Below are 22851 nucleotides of genomic sequence, written 5' to 3'. Positions count from 1 at the left end.
CAGCTAAAGCGGAATGGAAGGAAATTCAAGATCGCCGCAGCCTAAGGAAGGTTTGGCCTCCCCCGTCAAATCTGCTCGCAAATAGCGGCGAAGGCGGCGGCTTTCTCCAATATGGCGATGAAACGATCGCCGGCGATCTCCACTGGGCCCGAATTGTCGAGCATGATCGCCCCGTCGCGATGGGCAATCGCCTTGGCGCCGCGCCTGAGCCGCTCTTCGATCGCCGCCGCGTCCTCGCGCCCGCGCTGGGCGAGGCGCCGCGCCAGCACCTCCGGCGCGGCATTGAGATGGACGATCCGGACATTGGCATAGATGGCGCCGAGCCCGCCAAGCGTGCTGCGCGAGACATTGGCGATGACCACCGAGCCGTTTTCCACATGATGGTCGACGGATTTGGGCAGCGCATAGCGCAGCCCATGCGCGTTCCAATGCAGGCTGAAGGCGCCGGATTGCAATGCTGCATCGAAAGCCTGCTCGTTCAGCGTATCATGCTCTTCCGTATCGCCGTCGGCCGTTCGCGTCACGATCCGGCGCACGAAATGGAATTCGGGGCGCTGCTCTAGCCGCTCCCGCGCATAGGAAAGGATGGTGTCCTTGCCCGAGCCGCTCGGCCCCACGACGGCAACAAAAACACCGTTCCTGAGCGGCCGCGTTTCGCTCATGATGCGTTCGATCGACCCTGCTGCCGTCATATCACCCGTTCTCCCTGGCGCCAGACCGTCCTGATGACTGGCACATGATCATCGACCCGCACACGCACCAGATCGGCGCGCTTGCCCATGGCGACCTCGCCGCGATCCTCAAGCCCGACGGCTTCAGCCGAATTCTTCGACACGAGCCGCATCGCCTGCGGCAGGGTGATTCCCTCGACCACATCACTCAGGAAGAATGCCGACTGCATCAGGCTGAAAGGGATGTAGTCGGAGGAAAGGATGTCGAGACAGCCCTTCTCCGCCAGTTCGCGTGCCGAGACATTGCCCGAATGCGATCCGCCGCGCACCACATTCGGCGCGCCCATCAGCACCGACAATCCCGCCTCTTTCGACGCCGCAGCAGCCGCCAAGGTGGTCGGGAATTCAGCCACGCGTATCCCCTGCTCCACGGCCTCTTCCACATGGGCGACAGTCGCGTCGTCATGGCTCGCCAGCACGATATCGCGCGCCTGGCAGGCCTCGGAGATCATCTTGCGGTTGACCGCAGAGTATCGCTCGGAATCGGCCATACGCCTTTCGCAATAGCGGCGGAATTCCTCCTCCGAGGTTTTCAGCTTGCGCATGTAATAGACGCGGTAGCTCTCCGCATCGGCGAACTGCCGCTGTCCCGGCGCATGATCCATCAGCGAGGCCATGCGCACCCGGTCATAGCCTTGTATGGCCGCGAAAGCCTCCAGGCAGTCGGGCGCCGAAACCTCGCAGCGCAGATGCAGGAAATGCTCGGCCCGCAGCCGGTTGTTCTTCATGCCGTCCGAAATCGCATCGGCCAGCACGGCCATGTCCTCCACGCCCACGTCGGCCTCGGCATCGAGACCGACGCGCAACGCATCAAAGACCGTGGTGATGCCGGAAGCGGCGATCTGCGCGTCATGCGCCTGGACGGCGGCGATGGGGTTCCAGCGCACCTTGGGGCGCGGGGCATAGTGCCCCTCCAGATGATCGGTATGGAGCTCGATCAGCCCCGGCGTCAGGAAATCGCCCTCCAGATCCTCGCCGGCGAGCATTGATCCTTCGGAAATATCCGCGATCTGCCCATCCCGGATGAGCACGGAGCCCGTAAGCACCTCGTTTTCGAGGATGATCCGGGCATTTTTCAAAATGAATTCATGCGGCATGTCAGGCACTCTTCCGGCCGGCTCCCGTCAATGCAGGTTGCGCCAGCGGGTGAAGGGAATGGACTTCGAACGGCGCGCCTGGCTCAGCCTCGACGAACAGCGCGAGATTGGCGATTTCGACCGGCTCGCTCAAAACCGGTTCGAAAAACGCATCCAGCATGCCCGCGACGCGAAGCCTATCCTTCTCCTCGACACGTCCGGTCAAAGTCATGTGAAAGCGAAAATCATCGAACACGTAAGGATACCCCCATTGCTCGAGATTCCTCAACTGCGAAATACTTAAGGAATCAGGCCGTCGCCTGGCCTTCTCCGCATCGGTCGCCGGCGCACGAAATCGGTCCAGCGCCACGACGACATCGTTCGCCAGTTGGTCGAGTTCGGGCAACGGCTCCTCGGGCACCAGCGCGAAGAAATGGCCGATAGCGGCCACCTGCAGCTTAGGGATTGTCACCGGACCCGTCGACGACGCGAAGTGCATCAAGGCCGACAGAAGGTCGCGCTCGGTCAGGCTCTCATCGAGCCGGAAAGGCGCCTTCAGCGTCGCATGAAAACCATAGCGACGCGGCTCCACCGTCAGCCGGGCGACTTCCTCCGCCTCGAAGGAGCGGATCGCCGGCGGCTTCACGGCGTGGCCGCTGAAGACATTGCGGCCCAGCCAGTTGGCGGCCACCTTGGTGAGCGGGTCGCCGGCTGGCGGCGTGAAATAGATCGCGTAGCGCATGCCCGATTCCCTCATTCCCCATCCTTGTTACACGCGGAATATGACAAGCCAACAAAGGAAATCTCCGCCTATCGGCGTAATTGCACACTGGCCTTTTGCCTTCCGCCTGACTATTGAGGGGCGATCAATACAGGGGATGAGAAAATTGAGCGGATTTGCATCTATCGGCGAATGCATGATCGAACTGTCGGGAGCCGCGGGCGACAATTGGCGCATGGGCTTTGCCGGCGATACGTTCAACACGATCTGGTATGTCCGCGCGCTTTCGGCCCCGGATTACGCGGTCGACTATGTCAGCGCCTTCGGCGATGATCCGTTTTCCCGAAAACAGCGTGATTTCTTTGCCGAAAACGGCATAGGAATCGCCAAAAGTCCCATCATTTCCGGCGCCCGCCCCGGCCTTTACGCTATCACGCTCGATGGCGCCGAGCGCTCCTTCACCTATTGGCGCAGCGATGCCGCCGCGCGCAGGCTCGCCAGCGACCGCGAGGCGCTCACCGCCAGCCTGAAAGGCCGCGATATCGTCTATTTCTCAGGCATCACGCTTGCCATTCTCGCCCCGGCCGATCGTCAGACCCTGCTCGAAGCAATCGCCACCGCACGCGAAAACGGCAGCCGCATCGCCTTCGATCCGAATTACCGACCAAGGCTCTGGGAGAATGTCGAGACCGCGCGCGCCGCGATCGGGGACGCCATGCGGCTCGCCGACATCGCACTTCCCACCTTCCCCGACGAGAAGGATTTGTTCGGCGATGCAGTACCCACGGTTACGGCGGCCCGTCTCACGGCATTGGGTGTAAAGGAGATCGTGGTCAAGGACGGGACCGGCCCTGCCCTCGTGGTGGCAGAGGGACACGAGGAATCCGTACCGGCCGTAACCGCCAATGCCGTCGACACGACGGGTGCCGGCGACAGCTTCAACGGCGCCTATCTCTCAGCCCGCCTTAAGGGGCTTGCCCCCGCCGATGCGGCAAGGCGCGCCCATTGCGTGGCAGCCCGTGTCGTCGAGTTCCACGGCGCGCTTGCGCCAATGGATGAGGCGCGGGAGGCTTTTGAGAAGTTATGTGAAGCGTGAGCCCGATCCGGGCCTATCGTGTCTCCGGAATGGATCCACGACGTTTCATTAAGTGGCAGCCGCGTTTCCAACGTAGCGGATGCGGCACTGTCGAGGCATGGATTCCAGTGACAAGCACTGGAATGACGGAAAAATTGATGTTTCCGGCTAATCGTAAGCACCGGACAGGCTCGGCGATCTTCGTCAGAGCAGCAACCTCTCAACCCGTCATTCCAGTGCTTGTCACTGGAATCCATGCCTCGCCTCCTCCGCTGCATCAACTGTTCAGAACCACCCAGACGTCCAGGCGGTGCGGTTAAAGAGAAGCTGCCCCTACCCTCTGCTGAAACTATAATGCGTCGTCTGCGCGTACACCTCACCCGGCCGCAATACCGCCTGTGGAAAATAGGGAAAGCTTGGCGAATCCGGCCAGATCTGCGGCTCGAAGCAGAGGCCCGCGTAATTGTCGTAAGGCTTGCCCGTCAGGCCGACCGCCGGGCGGGCCAGTGTATTGCCGGCATAGAACTGCACGCCGGGCTCCGTCGTCGAGACATCGAGACGGACGCCGGACTTTGCGCCCCTGGCGGCCGCACACCACCTGAGCGGCCCGCGCTGGGCGGAAAGGCAGAAATTATTGTCATAGACGATTTGCGCGCCGTCCTTCTCCAGTCGCACCGGGCGGAAGGCGCGGAAATCATGGCTGGTGCCCTCGACCGGCAGGACACGGCCATCCGGCATCAGCGCCTCATTCGAAGGCAGATAGGCCTCTGCCCCGATCATCACCTGATGGTCGAGAATGTCGGTTTCGCCGCCGTCATCCAGATTGAAATAGCTGTGATGGATAAGATTGCAGATCGTCGGCTTGTCGGTCACCGCCTCGAGCCGGACGACCAGCGTCCCGCCGGGGCTCAGCATATAGGTGCAGCTGACGTTGAGATTGCCGGGAAAGCCCATCTCGCCATCGGCGGCGAGGATGGCGAGCGTCACGAAATCCGGCCCCGAGCCGGTCACCCGCCAGACCCGCTTGCCCAGCCCCTTTCGTCCGCCATGCAGATTATGAGCCTCAAGGAAATTGCGGTCCACCTCATAGGTGGTGCCGTCGATGGTGAAGGTGCCATTGCGGATGCGATTGGCCGATCGCCCGGCAATTGCCCCCATATGCGGCGAATGGGCGGGATAATCGGCAAAATCCTCATACCCCAGCACGAGCGACGGTTCGTGGCCCTCAAGCCGCAGATCCTGGATGGCCGCGCCATAGGTCAGGATTTTCGCGGTCAGCCCTCCACCGGATAGCGTGATGCGATGAACCGCCTCGCCATCCGGCGTCTCTCCGAATATTTCCGATGTCACGATGTGCAGGCCCTTTTGAGTGAGATAGGGAATAGTGAGTAGTGAAGGCGATTAACCCACTATCTCACTATTCCCTACTCACTATCTCACTATTAAATTCCCAACCCACCAATGCAGACATATTTGGTGTCGAGATAATCCTCGATGCCCTGATGTCCGCCTTCCTTGCCGAGACCGGACTCCTTAAGGCCGCCGAACGGCGCCTCGACGGTGGTGATAACGCCCTCATTGACGCCGATCAGGCCGTATTTCAGCCCCTCCATCACGCGGAAGGCGCGGCCGAGATCCTGCGTGTAGAAATAGCAGGCAAGGCCGTATTCGGTATTGTTTGCGAGATCGATCGCCTCCTGCTCGTTCTTGAATTTATAGACCGGCGCGACGGGACCGAATATCTCCTCCCTGGTGAAGCGCATGCGCGGCTTGGCATCGGCGATGACGGTCGGCTGAAAGTAAGTGCCGCCCAGCGCGTGCCGCTTGCCGCCGGTCATCACCTTGCCGCCCTTCTTCTCGGCGTCGGCGATGAATTCCTCGACCTTCTGCACCGCCTTCTCGTCGATCAGCGGCCCCTGCTGGGTGCCCTCTTCGAGCCCGTTGCCGACCTTCAGCTTCTCGGCGGCGGCGGCAAATTTCTCGACGAATTTGCCGTAGATCTTCGACTGCACGAAGAAACGGTTGGTGCACACGCAGGTCTGCCCGGAATTGCGGAACTTCGCCGCGATCGCCCCTTCCACCGCACGGTCGAGATCCGCATCGTCGAAGACGATGAACGGCGCATTGCCGCCGAGTTCCATCGACACTTTCTTGACCGTGCTCGCCGCCTGCTTGATCAGGATCTTGCCGACCTCGGTCGAGCCGGTGAAGGTGATCTTGCGCACCAGCGGGTTGCGCGTCATCTCGCCGCCGATCTCGGATGCCGAGCCCGTCAGGATGTTGACGACACCCTTCGGAATGCCCGCCTCTTCGCAGAGCACGCCCCAGGCAAGACCGGAATAAGGCGTCTGCGTCGCCGGCTTCACCACAGCCGTGCAGCCAGAGGCGAGCGCCGGGCCAATCTTGCGGGCGAGCATCGAGGACGGGAAGTTCCATGGCGTGATGGCGGCGATCACGCCCACCGGCTCCTTCGTCACCATGATGCGGCGGTCGCGCCAGGGCGACGGCACCACGTCGCCATAGATGCGGCGCGCTTCCTCGGCATACCAGAGGATATAGGCGGCGGACATGCCCACTTCGCCCTTTGCCTCGGTGAGCGACTTGCCCTGTTCGAGCGTCAGGAGTTCGGCCAGCGCATCCTGATTCTCCATGATCAGGTCGTGCAGCTTGCGCATCAGCTTGGCGCGTTCGCTGGCTGACGTCTTCTTCCAGCTTTCGAATGCTTCCGCCGCCGCCTCGATGGCGCGCACCGTCTCCGCCTTGCCTGAATTCGGCACCGTTCCGATCTTCAGGCCCGTCGCCGGGTTGACGACGTCGATGGTTTGGCCGGAATCGGCCTCCACCCACTCGCCGGCGATCAGATTGGCCTGTTTCATGAAATAGCTGGTCTTCTGAAGCATTGTTGTTCTCCTCGAGCATATCGGCGATGGCCGATCCTGTGCCCTCTCCAACGTCCGGGAATTTCTCACGCGCGATCGTAGGGAATGTCAAGGACAGTATCTTGCGCGGACGATCGAATTGTCCACCCTGCCCGCCGCGCAATGACGCCGCCCCACAATCACGATTTGCTGAGATCAGCCAAAGATATGCGTGGCGATGGATATCCAGACGCCGATCGTCAGGGCCGAGAGGCCAGTGGCGATCACCATTGAGGTGGAGGCGAGCGCCTGCCCCGTTCCGAACCGGGTGGCGATCAGATAGGAATTGATACCGGAGGGAAGCGCGGCGGCAGTGACGGCGACCTTGGCCGTCAGCGGCGGGAGCTGCAGCATCCAGGCGACCGCCAGAACCACCGCCGGCATCAGCATCAGCTTGAGCGTCGCAATGAGCGAGGCAGCCCGCACATTGCCGGAAATACCGAATTTCTTCAGGCCCATTCCCATCGCGAACAGCGCGACGGGCCCCGCTACGCCTGCCAGCGTATTTACCAGGGTCAAGGCGAGTTCGGGCATCGCCAGCCCGGTAAAGCGCCATGCCCATCCCGCCAGAATGCCGATGATCAGCGGATTGTGCAGAAGGCTTCGCAGAAATGCCTTGAGTGTCCCGATGAAATGGGTTTCGCCAGTCTGCACCCCATCGCGCCGCATCGCCCATTCGTTAAGGGCGATGGAAGCCGCCATCATCAATGGCAGATGGATGGAAATGATGAGCGAGATGATCGTCACGCCTTCCTGGCCGAAAACGCCCAGCATCAGGGGCACGCCGAGAAACACCAGATTCGAGAATGCGCCCGACACGCCGGCCACCACGCCGGCGCGCCTGTCCCGGCCGAAAACCGCGCGAATCGTCCCGTGCGAGATGAGCCAGGCACCGATCACGCCGGAAAAATAGGCCATCCACAGAGCCCATGGGGCGCTGCCGTGGAAATCCGCCGAGATCATTGTGCGAAACAGAAGCAGGGGCGTCGATATCACGAAGACGAACTCGGAAAGCCCGTCACCGGCCGCCTCGCTCAGCACCCGCAGGCGCGCCGCTCCGTAGCCCAGAAAAATAATGCTGAAGATGATGAATATCGTTCCGGCGAGTCCCATCTACTCCGGATATGATCTGGCGTCTCCGGATGCAACCTTGAAACGAGGTTAGCAAACACTTTACTGAAGCAGCATAGGTTGCCGCGCGCAGGGCCGATGACCGCCGGTGGCGCGCCTCCGGCTTTATATCTTTCCCTGAGACGCGAAAAACGCTAGACACGCGCGAATTACCAGAAATGCCGCATATCAACGGTGCAGGAAAAGGAACCTAAAATTGTCATCCACGTTCGACAAAGTCGCCGACATCATCTCCGAAACCAGCGAGATCGACCGCAGCACGATCACGCCCGAAAGCCATACGATTGACGATCTCGGCATCGACAGCCTCGATTTCCTGGACATCGTCTTCGCCATCGACAAGGCTTTCGGCATCAAGATTCCGCTCGAGAAGTGGACCCAGGAAGTCAATGACGGCAAGGTTCCGACGGAAGAATATTTCGTCCTGAAGAATCTCTGCGCCAAGATCGACGAACTGGTTGCCGCGAAGAAGGCCTGACCAGCGCATGATCCCAAAAAGTTGAAGACTTTTTTGAACGGGATCATGAGCCCGAAAGACTGAAAAAGGCCCCGATCGGCGGGAAAAAGCGGCGGGAAAACATGCAGAACAATAAAGTCCTCATCACCGGTATCGGTATCGTATCCTCGCTCGGCGAAGGCATCGATGCCCATTGGAATGCACTGTCGGTAAAGCCCGAGCCCAAGCTCGATACCGAGAATTTCGCGCCCTACACCGTACATCCCCTGGGCGAAGTGGACTGGAACCTGCAGATTCCCAAGCGCAGCGATCAGCGCCAGATGGAAACCTGGCAGCGTCTGGGAACCTATGCCGCGGGCCTCGCGCTTCAGGATGCCGGCATCAAGGAAGACGAGGCCCTGTGCTCGACCATGGATATGGTCGTCGCAGCTGGCGGCGGCGAGCGCGACCTTACCGTCGACACGCTGATCCTCGGCGAGGGCCGCACCAGCAATGACCGTGGCGTCATGCTGAACCAGAAGCTTTCCACCGAGCTTCGCCCGACGCTGTTCCTGGCACAATTGTCCAATCTGCTGGCGGGCAACATCTCGATCGTCCACAAGGTGACGGGTTCATCGCGCACCTTCATGGGCGAGGAAAGCTCGGGGATTTCCGCTATCGAGACGGCAGCCGCACGCATCCGCTCGGGGCAAAGCACCCATATGCTGGTCGGCAGCGCCTATAACACCGAGCATTGGGACATGCTGCTCGGCCATGAGCTCGGCGGCTATCTCAAGTCGGATGGCTGGGCGCCGCTCTGGCAGCGCCAGGGCAGTGCCGGCGGTGGCCTCGTCACCGGATCAGGCGGTGCATTCCTCGTGCTGGAAAGCGCCGAGCATGCCGCCAAGCGCGGCGCTCGCGCTTATGCCGAGATCGAGCAGATCACCAGTGGCCAGATCCGCCGCGGCCGCGACGATCTGAAGAAAGCCGTCCAGGACATGCTGGAAAAGGCGGTGGACGGCGATGAAGCGCCTTTCATCGTTTCCGGCGCATCCGGCGCGCACGAGCCGACCACTGCGGAAAAGGCTGTGCTCGACGCCCTCCCCGGCGCCGCCGCGCGCGGTATTTCCGGCATCACCGGCCATCTGCGCGAGGCGCAGTTCCCGCTTGCGGTCGCGCTGGCGGCAGTCGCGGTTTCGAAGGGCGAGGCTTTCGCCCCCCTGGAGAAAAGCGAAAAGCCGCTGGACAAGCCGGTTTCCGCAGCCATCGCCACCACGATCGGGGTCACGCGCGCCGAAGGCGCCGCCCGTCTGGTAAAAGTGTAGGGAAAGCGTAAGGAGAGACAGATGACAAAATACACAGATCATCTCGGCCGCCCGATCGTCGCCGTCACCGGCATCGGCGTCGTCTCCTCGCTCGGCCAGGGCAAGGAAGACAACTGGGCGGCATTGACCGGCGGGCGCTCGGGCATCCACGACATCACCCGCTTCCCGACGGAAGACCTCAAGACCCGCATCGCCGGCACGGTCGATTTCCTTGAAGAGAGCACCGCCGGCGCGGTGCCCCTGTCGGAAAAGCTCGCCGCGCTCGCCGCCGAAGAAGCGATCGCGCAATCGGGCCTTCCCATGGATGATTTCGGCGGACCGCTTTTCCTCGCCGCACCTCCGGTCGAACTCGACTGGAAAAGCCGATTCGAGCTCGATCTGACCACGGTCGATGAAGGTGGTCCGGGCTACGAGCTCATGCTCGCCTCCTGCCGCAAGAACCCGAACCAGCATTTCTTCAACACCACGCAGTTCGGCTATATCTCCGAGCGCATCGCCGACCGTTTCGGCACGCGCGGCCTGCCGATCACGCTTTCCACCGCCTGCGCATCGGGTGCCACCGCCATCCAGCTCGGCGTCGAAGCCATCCGGCGCGGCGAAGCCGACCGCGTGCTCTCCATCGGCACCGATGGCTCCGTTTCCGCCGAATCGCTCATCCGCTTCTCGCTTCTGTCGGCGCTGTCGACGCAGAACGATCCGGCGCACAAAGCCGCAAAGCCCTTCTCCAAGGATCGCGACGGCTTCGTCATGGCCGAGGGCGCGGGCGCTCTGGTGATGGAATCGCTCGAAAGCGCCCTCGCCCGTGGCGCGAAAATCCTGGGCTTCCTCACCGGATGCGGCGAAAAGGCCGACGATTTCCACCGCACCCGCTCCAAGCCCGACGGCTCGCCGGCCATCGGCGCGGTCCAGGCGGCGCTGGAGGATGCAGGCCTCACCACTGGTGAGATCGACTATATCAACGCCCACGGCACCTCGACGCCGGAAAACGACAAGATGGAATATCTGGCGCTTTCCACCGTATTCGCCGACCGCATCGGCTCGATCCCCACCTCGTCGAACAAGTCGATGATCGGCCACACCCTGACGGCGGCGGGCGCGATCGAGGCGGCGTTCTCGCTGCTCACCATCCAGACCGGCACCCTGCCCCCCACCATCAACCACGACAACCCTGACCCCACCATCCTGCTCGACGTGGTGCCGAACGTGAAGCGCGAGATGCAGGTCTCGACGGTGCTCTCCAGCTCCTTCGGCTTCGGCGGTCAGAACACCTGCCTTGTCATGGGGGCGGAACCCGTCCTGTAATTAAGGGAGTAGGGGAATAGGGGAGTAAGTGAGTAGGGAAACATACTCCCCTATTCCCTTACTCCCCTACTTCCTTTTCAATAGAAGAAAGACTCATGCGCGCATTACAACTCATCGAAGACCGCCGTCTGGAACTGACCGACATCGCCCCGCCGCCGCCTCCCGGCCCCGGTGAAGTGACGGTGCGGATCAAGGCGGTGGCGCTAAACCACATCGATGTCTGGGGCTGGCGCGGCATGGCCTTCGCCAAGCGGAAGATGCCGCTGGTGATCGGCGCGGAAGCCTCCGGCGAGGTGGAGACGCTCGGCCCGGGCGTGGCAAGTGTCCTGCCCGGCCAGCTCGTCTCGATCTACGGCGCGCAGACCTGCGGCCTCTGCCGCCACTGCCGCGAAGGCCGCGATAATCTCTGCGAGCATGTCTCCGGCGTTCATGGCTTCCATCTCGACGGCTTCGCGCAGGAGAAGATCAATCTCCCTGCCCGCCTGCTCGTCCCGGCCCCTCCCGGCGTCGATGTAACAGGCGCGGCGGTCGCGCCCGTAACCTTCGGTACGGTCGAGCACATGCTGTTCGACAACGCGAAACTTGAGCCCGGCGAGACTGTTCTCGTGCAAGCCGGCGGCTCCGGCATCGGCACGGCGGCGATCCAGCTTGCCAAGAAGATGGGCTGCACCGTTATCACGACCGTCGGCTCTGATGACAAGATCGAGAAGGCCAAGGCGCTGGGTGCCGATCACGTCATCAACTACCGCGAGGACCGCTTCGAAGGCGTCGTGCGCAAGCTGACGAAGAAGAAGGGCGTCGACGTCGTGTTCGAACATGTCGGCAAGGACACCTGGGCCGGCTCCATGCTGTCGCTCAAGCGCGGCGGCCGCCTCGTCACCTGCGGCTCCACCTCGGGCGTCTCCACCGAGATGAACCTGATGATGCTCTTCCAGCAGCAATTGAAACTCTTCGGCTCCTTCGGCTGCCGCATGGAAAACATGGCCGACGCCATGCAGAAAATGGCGCGTGGGCTGGTGCATCCGGTGATCGACACCGTGGTTGGCTTCGACGAGATCGATACGGCGCTGAAGCGCATGGAAGGCCGGGACGTGTTCGGCAAGATTATCTTGCGGGTGGGTTAAGGCGGGACATGTTTTGACGGAATCGCGAGGCGCGCCCCTCTGGCCTTCCGGCCATCTCCCCCTCCTTACTCCGTCATCCTCGGGCTTGACCCGAGGATCCACGGCTAGGGGGTGGAAGTGGTATTATCATCCGCTACGGGATCATGATCATCAAAGCCAGATATTGCTCGCCAACTGCATTCTGGAACGCCCTTGCGATGATGGAAAACTCAGTGCTCCCTTGCCGTGGATCCTCGGGTCAAGCCCGAGGATGACGACGGGAGGGAGGATAGATGCCAAGCAGGCCAGGGCGGGGCACTGTTCCGCCAACCCTGCCACTTCAATGCGAACCACCTCATGCTAAAGCTCAAACTCCTCCTCTGGCGCTACTGGCAAAAACTGCGTCGCGCCAATTATTGGCTGTGGGCGCAGGCGGTTTTCCTCGTCCTGTGGCTGTTGCGCCGCCTGCCCGCTAGGAGCGCCATCGAGTTCACGGCGAAAGCGGGACGGCTCATCGGCCCCTATACGCCCCGCCATCGCGTCGCGATCGCCAATCTGCGCCAGGCCTATCCCGAGAAGCCCACCGCCGAGATCGAGAAGATCGCCGGCGACATGTGGGACGGCATGGCGCGGCTTTTTGCCGAATATATCTTCCTCGACGCGGTTTTCGACTATGACCCGAACGCGACCGGGCCGGGGCTGATCGAGGTTCAGGGCAGGGAAATCTTCGAGCGCCTGCGCGACGAGAATAAGCCGCACATCTTCTTCACCGCCCACACCGGCAATTTCGAGCTTCTGCCTGTCTGCGCCGCGACCTTCGGGTTGAACGTCACCGCCCTCTTCCGCCCGCCCAACAACCCGTTCATCGCCCAGGAAGTGCTGCAGGCGCGGCGCACCAATATGGGCCATCTGGTGCCTTCCAAGGCGGGAGCGGCCTGGTCGCTCGCCCATGTGCTGGGCGACGGCGGCAATGTCGGCATGCTGGTCGACCAGAAGTTCCGCCGTGGCGTGCTGTCGACTTTCTTCGGACGTCCGGTCAAGACCAATCCGCTTCTTGCCAAACTCGCCCGGCAGTTCGATTGCGACGTCTATCCCGCGCGCTGCATCCGTTTGCCCGGCGGCCGCTACCGGCTGGAGCTATACGAGCGCATGGACCTGCCGCGCGACGCGAAAGGTCAGGTCGACGTCGACGCCACCGCACAGCTTCTCAACGATACCGTGGAAGGATGGGTGCGCCAATATCCCGGCCAGTGGATGTGGTTCCACAAGCGCTGGGGCTGAATTCCCGGCCCCGCGCCCTTTTCAGTACCGGACGACGATCCGCGTATTCTTCGGTCCCGCCTGCTGAACCAGCCGGTAAAGCTTCGCCGCATTGGCGGGGCTGAGCCGCACGCAGCCGTGCGATGCCGGCCGGCCCAGACGCTTCGTGGCGGAGGTCGCGTGGATCGCATAGCCGCCGCGGAAGAAGATCGCATGCGGCATCGGCGTATTGTCGTATTTCTTTGAATACCACATGCTGTACATCCGCGTCGGACGATAGCTGCCGGTCGGCGTCTCATATCCCTGACGGCCCGTGGAGACCCGCCAATTATAAAGTACACGCCCGCCCTTCGACACTGTCATCGTCTGGTCCGTAATATTCACGCGAGCGACGAGATTGGCCGCAAAGCCATCCACAGCCGAAAGAAGACAAACGCCCAAAGCGAGAATGAAAACCAGAAATATCCTTCTCATCCGTTCACTCCTAAGCCCTTATAAAAATAACGTGATCGGAAAATATGAAAATGATCTAAATTAATATCCGTCTATTTATTCATCAATTCTCGGTAAAAACTTCGCGATCTTCGACTGATCTTTGAAAACACTTCATGAAACATTGCCTCGTAGTCGCAAGCCATGCCGTTGCGATTTCCCGCGATGACGTTCCCCACTCCGCCATTGAGCCGATGTTTTCCCTGGTGTAAGGGTGCTGGAAATCGTGGGGAACAGGCATGATCTTCAGGACACTTGGAACATCGGCCCGCAAATATGCACTGTTCGCGCTGACGGCGCTGCTTCTCTCGGCCATGAACGCCTTTGCCGCGCGATCCGACCTCACTTTGGCAATGGTGCTCGAGCCGCCGCATCTCGATCCGACCGCGGGTGCGGCCGCCGCAATCGACGAGATCGTCTATGCCAATATCTTCGAAGGCCTGACCCGCATCGGCCCCGATGGCGCGGTCAAGCCGGCGCTCGCCGCAAGCTGGGAGGTTTCGGCCGACGAGAAGACCTACGTCTTTCACCTGCAGCAGGGCGTCAGATTTCATGATGGCGCGGCCTTCGATGCAGATGACGTGAAGTTCTCGCTCGACCGTGCCCGCGCCCCCGAATCCACCAATGCCCAGAAGGGCCTGTTCACCGCCATCGACGAGGTGGAGGTGATGGATCCCTCGACCGTGAGGGTGTCGCTCAAATATCCCTCCGGCGATTTCCTCTACAATATGGGCTGGGGCGACGCGGTGATCGTCGGACGGACAAGCGCCGCCGGAAACAAGGAAAAGCCCATCGGCACCGGCCCGTTCAAGTTCCAGAACTGGGCCAAGGGGTCGCAGATCGTCCTCGCCGGAAATCCCGATTACTGGGGCGAGAAGCCGGCGCTCGACAGGGCGACTTTCCGCTTCATCCCCGATCCGGCGGCCGCCACCGCCGCCCTGTTGGCGGGCGACGTGCAGGCATTCCCCTCCTTCCCCGCACCGGAAGCTGTGCCGCAATTTCAGGCCGATCCCCGGTTTGAGGTAGTGATCGGCACAACCGAGGGCGAAACCATCCTGGCCGAAAACAATGCGCGCCCGCCTTTCGACAACCCCAAAGTGCGTGAGGCCATCGCCCATGCCATCGACAGGAAGGCGGTGATCGACGGCGCGATGTTCGGCTTCGGAACGCCTATCGGCTCTTTCTTCCCGCCGCACCATCCCGCCTATGTCGATCTGACTGGCGAGCGGAAATATGATCCGGAGCTCGCCAGGAAGCTGCTCACGGAAGCGGGCTATCCCAAGGGGTTCAGGACGACGCTGAAACTGCCGCCGCCGACCTATGCCAGACGCGGCGGCGAGATCGTCGCCGCTCAGCTGCGCGCCGTCGGTATCGAGGCCGACATCATTCCCGTCGAATGGGCGCAATGGCTGGATCAGGTCTTCAAGGGCAAGGACTACGACCTCACCATCGTCGCCCATACCGAGCCGAACGATTTGAACATCTTTGCCCGCGACGACTACTATTTCAATTACCGCAATCCCGCCTTCAAGGCGCTGATCGCCCAGATCGAGGCGACCTCGGACGATGCAAAGCGCAAGGCGCTCTACCAGCGGGCGCAGGGAATCCTCTCCGACGACGCACCCGTCGCCTTCCTCCTGCAATTTCCCAAGCTCGGCATATGGGATGCGAAACTCCAGGGCCTGTGGAAGAACTATCCCATCCAGGCAAACGATCTGACGGCCGTGAAGTGGACGGATTGAGCGCATTTCATCGTGAGATGGAAACGTCAGTGGGACAGAGGGGTGTCTTGTGATGCCCCTAATGTCATTCTACATCCTGAAACGCCTCGCCATCGGCCTCGCCACCCTCCTCGTCGCCTCGATCGTCGTCTTCACCGTTCTGGAAATCCTCCCCGGCGATCCGGCGCGGCTGATGCTTGGGCTGGGCGCGAGCGAGGATGCGGTTGCCGCGCTGCGCGATCAAATGGGCCTCAACCAGCCGCTGATCATGCGCTATCTCTCCTGGGCCGGGCACTTGCTCATGGGCGATTTCGGACGCTCCTATACCTATGCCGTGCCAGTGAAGGAGTTGATCGCCGAGCGCATCGCCGTCTCGTTCCCCCTCGCCAGCATGGCGCTACTCCTCTCGACGGCGATCGCCATTCCCGTCGGCCTTTTCGCGGCGGCAAGGCGCGGCCGCACCGCCGATCTGGGCATCATGAGCGTCACCCAGCTTGGGCTGGCCATTCCCAATTTCTGGTTTGCCCTGCTCCTCGTCTATGTCTTCGCCGTAAGCTTGCGCCTCCTGCCGGCAGGTGGCTTCCCCGGCTGGAGCGCCGGCATCGGCCCGGCCCTCAAGGCGCTGCTTCTTCCCGCAATCGCGCTCGCCCTGCCGCAGGCGGCGATCCTTTCCCGCGTCACGCGCTCGGCGCTGATCGAAACCCTTTCGGAGGATTATATCCGCACCGCCCGCGCCAAGGGGCTGTCGCGCGCCGCCGTGCTCTTCCATCACGCCCTGCGCAACGCCATGATCCCGGTCCTCACCATCCTCGGGCTGCAATTTTCCTTCCTGCTCGCCGGCACCATCATCATCGAGAACGTCTTCTATCTGCCGGGGCTCGGCAGGCTGATCTTCCAGGCCATCACCCAGCGCGACCTGATCGTCGTCGAGAGCGTGATCATGGTCCTCGTCGCCGCCATCATCCTCATCAATCTGATCGTCGATCTCGCCTATGCCCTCGTCGATCCGCGCCTGGATGGCCCAAGATGAACCGGTCCCTCGTCGTCGGGCTCGCGATCACGCTTCTCGTCGCCGCCATGGCGCTGCTCTCCTTTGTCTGGACGCCCTATGACGCGACGGCCATCGACATCCCCGCCAAGCTTCTGGGGCCAACCGCCGCGCACTGGCTCGGCACCGACCATTTCGGCCGCGATATCCTATCGATGATCATGGTCGGCAGCCGCAACTCCATCGCCGTGGCGCTTGTCGCGGTCGGCATCGGCGCCGGCATCGGCATCCCGCTCGGCCTCCTCGCCGCCATGCGCGGCGGCTGGCTCGACGAGATGCTGATGCGCCTGCAGGACCTCGTCTTCGCCTTTCCCGCGCTCATCACGGCCATCATGATCACCGCCATATCCGGCCCAGGTGCTTTCAACGCCATCGTCGCCATCGGCATCTTCAACATTCCGGTCTTCGCCCGCGTGGCGCGCGGTGCGGCACTTTCGGTATGGTCACGCCAGTTCATCCTGGCGGCCAGGGCACTGGGAAAAAGCGAGAGCCGCATCATCACCGACCATGTCCTGCCCAACATTACCGATCTTCTGACCGTCCAGATAACCATCCAGTTCGCCCTCGGCATCTTGGCCGAGGCCGGCCTCTCCTATCTGGGCCTCGGCGCGCCGCCGCCTGATCCCAGCTGGGGGCGGATGCTCTTCGAGGCGCAGACAATGATCGGCCTCGCCCCGCATATGGCGCTCTTTCCCGGCCTTGCCATCGTGGTGACGGTGCTGGGGCTGAACCTCTTAGGGGATGGGTTGCGCGATGTGCTGGATCCGAAGCGTTAGCAGATCGTGTTTCAATGGCAGCGCAAAGCTTCCCTCTGTCCTGCCAGCATTTCCAGCTTACATCATCAACCCAATCAAACCCAACACCAGCACAATCCCCGTCAACACAGTCATCGAATGCCAGAACAGCTTCAGCGCCGCCTCGATATCGCCAGCGCCCAGCTCACGTTTGCCCGCGCCGTTGACCATCGGCTCGTTGACGATATCGCCCGCATAGACGCGCGGACCCGCCAGCGCCACGTCGAGCGCCCCGGCATAGGCCGCTTCCGGCCAGCCGGCATTGGGCGAGCGGTGCAAGCGCGCATCGCGCATCATCACGCCGAACGAGCGAGTGGCTGCGCCGCGCCCTCCCCGCAGCCATGCTGCGAGCACGGCCAGCCCGCCCGTCAGCCGTGCCGGAATCCAGTTCGCCAGATCGTCGGATTTGGCGGCGAAGCGCCCGAAATCGCGATAGCGCGGGCTGAGATGCCCGATCATCGAATCCGCCGTGTTGAGGAGCTTATAAGCGAACAGGCCCGGCAGCCCCAGGACGAGATACCAGAAGGCTGGAGCAACCACGCCATCCGAGCTGTTTTCCGCCAGGCTCTCGATCGCCGCGCGGCTCACCCCCGCCTGATCGAGCGACTGCGGATCACGCCCGACGATCATCGAGACGGCGCGACGGCCGCCCTCGATCCCCTCCTCCCGCAAGGCGGTCGCCACATGCGACACATGATCCGCAAGGCTCTTCTGCGCCAGGAGAACCGTCACCAGCGCGATCTCGACCAGCGCACCGAACCACGACATCTGCCGCAGCAGCGCGGAAACGATCAGCCCCACGATGGAAACCGCCAGCAGCAAGGCGCCCACGGAAAGCATCCCCATCCTGCGCCGCTCCTCCGCGCTCTGGCGCGCATCATTATAGCGCTCCTCGATGAAGGAGATCGCCTTGCCGAAAAGGACAACCGGATGCGGGACGCTCCGCCACAGCCGTTCGGGATCCCCCAGCAACCGATCGGCTATCAACGCCAGAAACAGGACAAGAAGCTTTATTTCCATGGATTTGACCGGAAAATATGAATCAGAATCTCAGCCGCTTATATCTTTAAACGCCTGCTCCAGGCGTTCAAAATCCGGCTCATCGGCGGCAAGGCCGATGCGCAGCCAGTCCCGCGCATAATCGAACTTGCGCACCAGAATGTGCCGCCTGCAGAGCTCTTCGTGAAGTGTATGGGCCTGCCTCTGGCGGACGAGCGCGAACAACGCCGTCCCGCCGATCTCCTCAACGCCAACCCGCTTGAATATCGCTGAGAGCCGGGCCCGGCGGGCGAAGACACGCCCCCGGAATTCCTCCAGCTCGGGGCTGGCCCGCAACGCCTGGGTGGCGATCGCCAGCGCCGGCCCGGATACCGCCCAGGGACCCAGCCGTTCCGCCAGTTTTCGCGCAATTTCGCCCCCTGAAATCGCAAAACCCAGGCGTAAACCGGCAAGTCCGAAGAATTTTCCGAAGGATTTGAAGACGATCAGATTGTCGCCACCCGCCCCAGCGGCAATGCTGACCTCGGGAGAGGCATCGGCGAAAGCCTCGTCAATGATGAGAAAACCGCCACGGGCCTGCAGCCTCTGCGCAAGCCCTAACAGTTCGTCTCCCGCCACGATGCGGCCATCAGGATTGTTCGGATTGACCACCACGACGGCTTGCGCGGTCGCCGGAATGGACCCGATGTCCGCGCAAGGCATCACGGCCCACCCTGCCCGCGCGAAGGCGGCGTGATGCTCCTGATAGGTGGGGGAAAGAATGGCGACCTCGCCCGGTTCAGCCAGTTCCGGCACGATCTGGATCAGCGCCTGCGTGCCGGGTGCTGCAACGATCGAAGCCCCCTCCGCCACGCCGTAATAGCGCCGCGCCGCCTGAAGCGCCTGATTAAGAAGCGCCTCATCCGGCAGCCTGTTCCAGACCTCCGGCGCGATCACCGGCAAGGGAAAGGCTTCCGGGTTGATGCCGGTCGAAAGGTCGAGCCAGTCGGACCGCTTGGCCCCGAAACGGGCGATGGCGCGGTCGAGCGCGCCGCCATGCTCGATCGTCATGCGCCGTCCCCGGCAATGTCAATCAGATGCATGAAGGAACCAGCCACTGAACCGACGCGCAGACCCGCCTCGCCGAGATCCCCATCCACAGCATCCGCGACGCGGAAAAGACGTTCCCCCGCCCCTTCCCTGACAATGCTGGCATAATGGAACTCATGCGCCCGCAGCGGCATTTGCCAGAACGAACCGGCAAGCGGCGTCAGCTTGCGGTAGCCGAGATGCAGTTTGCGTCTGGCAAAGCTCGTCTCCAGGGGCAGAAGCCCCAGCATTTCATGCCGCCGCCCCTCCGCATCCTCCAATGCCTCGCCCAGCACCATATAGCCGCCGCACTCGCCATAAATGGGAACGCCCATCGCAGCCGCCTGCCGCATTCCCCCACGGAATGTGGATGCTGACGCAAGCCGCCCGCCATGGAGTTCGGGATAGCCGCCCGGCAGGTAGATGGCATCGGCATCCGCCGCCGGCGCCTCGTCGGCGAGCGGTGAAAAGAAGCTGAGATTTGCCCCGCGCCGGCGCCAGCCATCCAGAATATGGGCATAGGCAAAGGCGAAGGCCTCGTCGCGCGCCACCGCGATATGCTGGCCCAAGGGCGGCAGGCGCGGCACATTGGCCGCCGCGACACCAGCATGAACCCGGCGGCCGATCTCTTCGAGACGCGTGATATCCAGCCTTTCGGCCATGACGCGCCCCACATGAGCGATGAAAGCCTCGAGATCGCCATGCTCGCCCGCCTGCACCAGCCCGAGATGGCGTTCCGGCAGGTGCAGCGCCTCGTCCCGTGGAATCGCGCCCAGGACCGGAATGCCGAGCGGCTCCAGTGCCGCGCGCAGCATCGCCTCATGCCTGATGGAGCCGACCCGGTTCAGCAGCAGCCCGGCGATGAAGACATTCTTCCGAAAATCGCGAAAGCCGCTGACGAGCGCCGCCACCGATTGCGACTGGCGGCTGCAATCCACCACCAGAATGACCGGGAGCCCGAGATGGACGGCGAGATCGGCGGCGGCGCCCCTCCCGTCCACCGCCCCGTCAAAGAGGCCCATCATCGCCTCGACGACAAGCAGCTTCTCGCCTTCCGTCATGCGCGAGGAGAGCGCGCTGATCAGCTCCGGCCGCATGGCCCAGGGGTCGAGATTGAAGCATTGCGCGCCGCTCGCCGCCGTGTGAAAGGCCGGGTCGATATAGTCCGGCCCGGCCTTGGCTGGTGCCAGCGCCGCGCCCTTCTCCTTCAGCGCGCGCAACAGCCCGAGCGTCACCGTCGTCTTGCCGGAACCCGATGAGGGAGCGGCGATCAGAAATCCCTTCATTTATCCGTCTGTCCTGTTTTCATTTCAATCCAGAAGACTCTGTAGAGATTCGGGTCAGGACGAGGCGAAAATGGCGATTTTCGAGAACCGGAGCGGAGTGTACTTTAGTACATGAGCACCGGAAGCGCAGAAAAATGCCATTTGCAGCCCGTCATGGCCTGAATATCACATCCAGTCGAGTGTTTCGCGAAGCCGCACCACTTCACCGACGACGACGATGGCCGGAGGCTCCAGCCCCGCCTCTGCGATGTCCGTCTCGGCGCGGGCCAATGTCGTCACCAGTACCCGCTGGTTCGCCGTGGTGGCATTGCAGATGAAGGCGGTGGGTTCGTCCGGTGAACGGCCGGCGGCGATCAGCCGCCCGGTGATCAGTCCGATATGCTTCATCGCCATATACATGACGATGACGGGCGAACTCTTGGCCACCGCCGCCCAGTCGATCGTGTCGGGCACGACGCCCGTCGCATCATGACCGGTGAGGAAAGTGACGCTATGGTTGATCTCGCGCATCGTCGCCGGGATGCCGGCATAGGCAAGGCCGCCGATGCCGGCCGTAACGCCGGGTACGACGCGGAATGGAATGCCGTGCTCCACCAACGTCAGCGCCTCCTCGCCGCCGCGCCCGAAGACAAATGGATCGCCGCCCTTCAGCCTGAGCACCCGCTTGCCTTCGCGTGCCAGTTCCACCAGCCTCAACGAGATGTCGCGCTGCCTGGGCGATGGCTTGCCGCCGCGCTTGCCCGCATATTCGAGCGCTGCGCCCTCGCGCGCCATGGCGAGACACTCGGCATCGACCAGGGCGTCATAGACGATCACATCCGCCTGTTCGAGCCCGTTGACGGCATGAAGCGTCAACAGGCCGGGGTCGCCCGGCCCTGCGCCGACCAGCCAAACATGGCCCGGCTCAAAGGTAGGCAAGGCTTTCCTTGCGCTCATTCTCCGTCTCCTGATGCAGGGTCAAAGGGAGTAAGGGAATAGGGGAATAAGGGAAGATGTTTTGATAACATACTGCCCTACTCCCTTATTCCCCTACTCCCCTAATTCGCTCTATAAAGCCCCCATGAACGACGAACCAGATGCCGGGACAAGAAAAACCGGCGACAACAAGCCTTTGCGACGCGGCTGGACCACCGGCGCCTGCGCGACCGCCGCAACCAAGGCGGCGCTGACGGCGCTGATCACCGGAGAGTTTCCTGATCCCGTCGGCATTATCCTGCCCAAGGGCGAGGTGCCGTTCTTCCCGCTCGCCATCGAAAGCCTGGGGGAAGGCTATGCCATGGCCGGCATCGTCAAGGACGCGGGCGACGATCCGGATGTCACCCACGGCGCCACCATAATCTCCACCGTCTTTCCCGCCCCGCCCGACAGCGGCATCATCTTTGCCGCCGGCGAAGGGGTAGGCACCGTCACCCGCCCCGGCCTGCCGATCCCGCCCGGCGAGCCGGCGATCAACCCCGTGCCCCGCGCCATGATGCGCGCCGTCTGTGAGGAGATCTGCGCCGAATATGGCCTGCCCGCCGATCTGGTCATCACCATTTCCGTGCCCGGCGGCGAGGAAATCGCCAAAAAGACATGGAACCCGCGCCTCGGCATAACAGGCGGCATTTCCATCCTCGGCACGACGGGCGTCGTCCACCCCTTCTCCTGCTCGGCATGGATCCACTCGATCCACCGCGGCATCGATGTGGCGCGGGCCGCCGGCCTCACCCATGTGCTCGGCGCGACCGGCTCCACCTCCGAGGACGCCGCCCAGAAGATCTATAATCTGCCGGAGATCGCGCTGCTCGACATGGGCGATTTCGCCGGCGGCCTGCTCAAATATCTGCGCGCCCACCCGATCGACCGGCTCACCATCGCAGGCGGCTTCGCCAAGCTGACCAAGCTCGCGCAAGGTGCGCTCGACCTGCATTCCTCGCGCAGCCAGGTGGATATGGCGTTCCTCTGGGCGGAAGCCGAAAAGCTTGGAGCCGCCCCGGAGATAAAAGACCGAATTCTCTCTGCGAACAGCGCGCTGGAAGTGCTTGAGATGGCTCGGGAATCGGTCCTCGACCTCGCCCACCCCATCGCCGAGCGCGCCCGCGCCACGGCGCTGGAGGTGCTGCGGGGAGCGCCGGTGGAGGTGGAGGTCATCGTTACGGATCGCAAGGGAAATGTGCTTGCGCGGGTTTAGGACACGCTTCAGATGAACACGCTCGATAAATACCCTCCTCTGCCCTGCCGGGCATCTCCCCCACAAGGGGGGAGATTGGCTGGCATCAATGACAGCGCTTATCCTCCGACATCTGCGATTGGCGGCGAAGCTAATGACAGCGTAATCTCCCCCCTTGAGGGGGAGATGCCCGGCAGGGCAGAGGGGGGTGTCTCA

20 protein-coding genes and 1 pseudogene are annotated in these 22851 nt (G+C 62.5%); 10 read left to right on the top strand and 11 right to left on the bottom strand.

Annotated elements, in window-relative coordinates:
- Positions 1–65: 65 nt before the first annotated feature.
- From phnN to ATN84_RS15550, 3 genes are read right to left on the bottom strand one after another with little or no spacing between them, the layout of a single operon-like run.
- The gene (gene phnN, locus ATN84_RS15560; protein ID WP_068882536.1) at positions 66–692 is read right to left on the bottom strand and encodes a phosphonate metabolism protein/1,5-bisphosphokinase (PRPP-forming) PhnN; all 627 of its coding nucleotides are present in this window, start codon (positions 690–692) and stop codon (positions 66–68) included.
- A complete protein-coding gene (locus ATN84_RS15555) occupies positions 689–1828 on the bottom strand; it encodes an alpha-D-ribose 1-methylphosphonate 5-triphosphate diphosphatase (protein WP_068882535.1) in 1140 nt (379 codons plus the stop codon). Before ATN84_RS15555 ends, phnN begins: the two co-directional genes overlap by 4 nt.
- A 1-nt stretch (position 1829) precedes the next feature.
- On the bottom strand, positions 1830–2549 hold the full coding sequence (locus ATN84_RS15550; RefSeq protein ID WP_068882699.1) for a DUF1045 domain-containing protein: 720 nt from the start codon (positions 2547–2549) through the stop codon (positions 1830–1832).
- A 145-nt stretch (positions 2550–2694) separates the two neighbouring features.
- Between ATN84_RS15550 and ATN84_RS15545 the strand changes: the two genes are divergently transcribed.
- A complete protein-coding gene (locus ATN84_RS15545; RefSeq protein WP_068882534.1) occupies positions 2695–3624 on the top strand; it encodes a sugar kinase in 930 nt (309 codons plus the stop codon).
- Positions 3625–3936: 312 nt separating this feature from the next.
- On the opposite strand, the gene ATN84_RS15540 is transcribed toward ATN84_RS15545, so the two are convergent.
- The 3 genes from ATN84_RS15540 to ATN84_RS15530 form a co-directional block, all read right to left on the bottom strand.
- Positions 3937–4953: an aldose epimerase family protein gene (locus ATN84_RS15540; protein ID WP_068882533.1), complete on the bottom strand. Its 1017-nt coding sequence runs from the start codon at positions 4951–4953 to the stop codon at positions 3937–3939.
- Positions 4954–5045: 92 nt separating this feature from the next.
- Positions 5046–6503 carry an NAD-dependent succinate-semialdehyde dehydrogenase gene (locus ATN84_RS15535; RefSeq protein ID WP_068882532.1) on the bottom strand — a complete coding sequence of 486 codons (1458 nt, stop codon included), beginning with the start codon at positions 6501–6503 and terminating at the stop codon, positions 5046–5048.
- A gap of 174 nt (positions 6504–6677) precedes the next feature.
- Positions 6678–7634, bottom strand: a complete 957-nt coding sequence (locus ATN84_RS15530) for an AEC family transporter (RefSeq protein WP_068882531.1) — start codon at positions 7632–7634, stop codon at positions 6678–6680.
- 214 nt (positions 7635–7848) lie between these two features.
- Here ATN84_RS15530 and ATN84_RS15525 point away from each other — a divergent pair, with 214 nt between their 5' ends.
- From ATN84_RS15525 to ATN84_RS15505, 5 genes are all read left to right on the top strand, one after another.
- Positions 7849–8130 (top strand): acyl carrier protein, encoded by a 282-nt coding sequence (locus tag ATN84_RS15525; RefSeq protein WP_068882530.1) that lies wholly within the window; start codon positions 7849–7851, stop codon positions 8128–8130.
- A gap of 101 nt (positions 8131–8231) precedes the next feature.
- Entirely contained in the window at positions 8232–9413 is a 1182-nt protein-coding gene (locus ATN84_RS15520; RefSeq protein WP_068882529.1) for a beta-ketoacyl-ACP synthase, read from the top strand.
- A 21-nt stretch (positions 9414–9434) separates the two neighbouring features.
- Complete coding sequence (locus ATN84_RS15515; protein ID WP_068882528.1) at positions 9435–10715, top strand: beta-ketoacyl-ACP synthase; 1281 nt, start codon at positions 9435–9437, stop codon at positions 10713–10715.
- A 95-nt stretch (positions 10716–10810) separates the two neighbouring features.
- A complete protein-coding gene (locus ATN84_RS15510) occupies positions 10811–11839 on the top strand; it encodes a zinc-binding dehydrogenase (RefSeq protein WP_068882527.1) in 1029 nt (342 codons plus the stop codon).
- Positions 11840–12175: 336 nt separating this feature from the next.
- Positions 12176–13099 (top strand): lipid A biosynthesis lauroyl acyltransferase, encoded by a 924-nt coding sequence (locus ATN84_RS15505; protein ID WP_068882526.1) that lies wholly within the window; start codon positions 12176–12178, stop codon positions 13097–13099.
- A gap of 21 nt (positions 13100–13120) precedes the next feature.
- On the opposite strand, the gene ATN84_RS15500 is transcribed toward ATN84_RS15505, so the two are convergent.
- Entirely contained in the window at positions 13121–13552 is a 432-nt protein-coding gene (locus ATN84_RS15500) for a L,D-transpeptidase (RefSeq protein WP_068882525.1), read from the bottom strand.
- Between the two features lie 257 nt (positions 13553–13809).
- Between ATN84_RS15500 and ATN84_RS15495 the strand changes: the two genes are divergently transcribed.
- The 3 genes from ATN84_RS15495 (at position 13810) to ATN84_RS15485 (ending at position 17115) form a co-directional block, all read left to right on the top strand.
- Positions 13810–15312 carry an ABC transporter substrate-binding protein gene (locus ATN84_RS15495; RefSeq protein ID WP_082766311.1) on the top strand — a complete coding sequence of 501 codons (1503 nt, stop codon included), beginning with the start codon at positions 13810–13812 and terminating at the stop codon, positions 15310–15312.
- A 61-nt stretch (positions 15313–15373) separates the two neighbouring features.
- Positions 15374–16321: an ABC transporter permease gene (locus ATN84_RS15490; RefSeq protein WP_068882524.1), complete on the top strand. Its 948-nt coding sequence runs from the start codon at positions 15374–15376 to the stop codon at positions 16319–16321.
- On the top strand, positions 16318–17115 hold the full coding sequence (locus tag ATN84_RS15485; RefSeq protein ID WP_068882523.1) for an ABC transporter permease: 798 nt from the start codon (positions 16318–16320) through the stop codon (positions 17113–17115). The genes ATN84_RS15490 and ATN84_RS15485 overlap by 4 nt, the downstream gene beginning before the upstream one ends.
- A gap of 57 nt (positions 17116–17172) precedes the next feature.
- On the opposite strand, the gene cbiB is transcribed toward ATN84_RS15485, so the two are convergent.
- From cbiB to cobA, 4 genes and pseudogenes are all read right to left on the bottom strand, one after another.
- The gene (gene cbiB / locus ATN84_RS15480; protein WP_068882522.1) at positions 17173–18153 is read right to left on the bottom strand and encodes an adenosylcobinamide-phosphate synthase CbiB; all 981 of its coding nucleotides are present in this window, start codon (positions 18151–18153) and stop codon (positions 17173–17175) included.
- Between the two features lie 30 nt (positions 18154–18183).
- Entirely contained in the window at positions 18184–19182 is a 999-nt protein-coding gene (gene cobD / locus ATN84_RS15475; RefSeq protein WP_068882521.1) for a threonine-phosphate decarboxylase CobD, read from the bottom strand.
- Entirely contained in the window at positions 19179–20486 is a 1308-nt protein-coding gene (locus tag ATN84_RS15470; RefSeq protein WP_068882520.1) for a cobyrinic acid a,c-diamide synthase CobB, read from the bottom strand. Before ATN84_RS15470 ends, cobD begins: the two co-directional genes overlap by 4 nt.
- A gap of 168 nt (positions 20487–20654) precedes the next feature.
- Positions 20655–21422, bottom strand: a pseudogene (cobA, locus tag ATN84_RS15465) (uroporphyrinogen-III C-methyltransferase); the annotation flags it as partial.
- A 124-nt stretch (positions 21423–21546) separates the two neighbouring features.
- Here cobA and ATN84_RS15460 point away from each other — a divergent pair.
- A complete protein-coding gene (locus ATN84_RS15460) occupies positions 21547–22656 on the top strand; it encodes a cobalt-precorrin-5B (C(1))-methyltransferase (protein WP_068882519.1) in 1110 nt (369 codons plus the stop codon).
- Positions 22657–22851 lie beyond the last annotated feature (195 nt).

Origin of the sequence: Paramesorhizobium deserti (genome assembly GCF_001558695.1) — a bacterium.
GTDB classification, from domain to species: Bacteria; Pseudomonadota; Alphaproteobacteria; order Rhizobiales; family Rhizobiaceae; genus Paramesorhizobium; species Paramesorhizobium deserti.
Note: the sequence above shows the minus strand (reverse complement) of the source record. Positions and strands in the feature narration are given on the sequence as shown.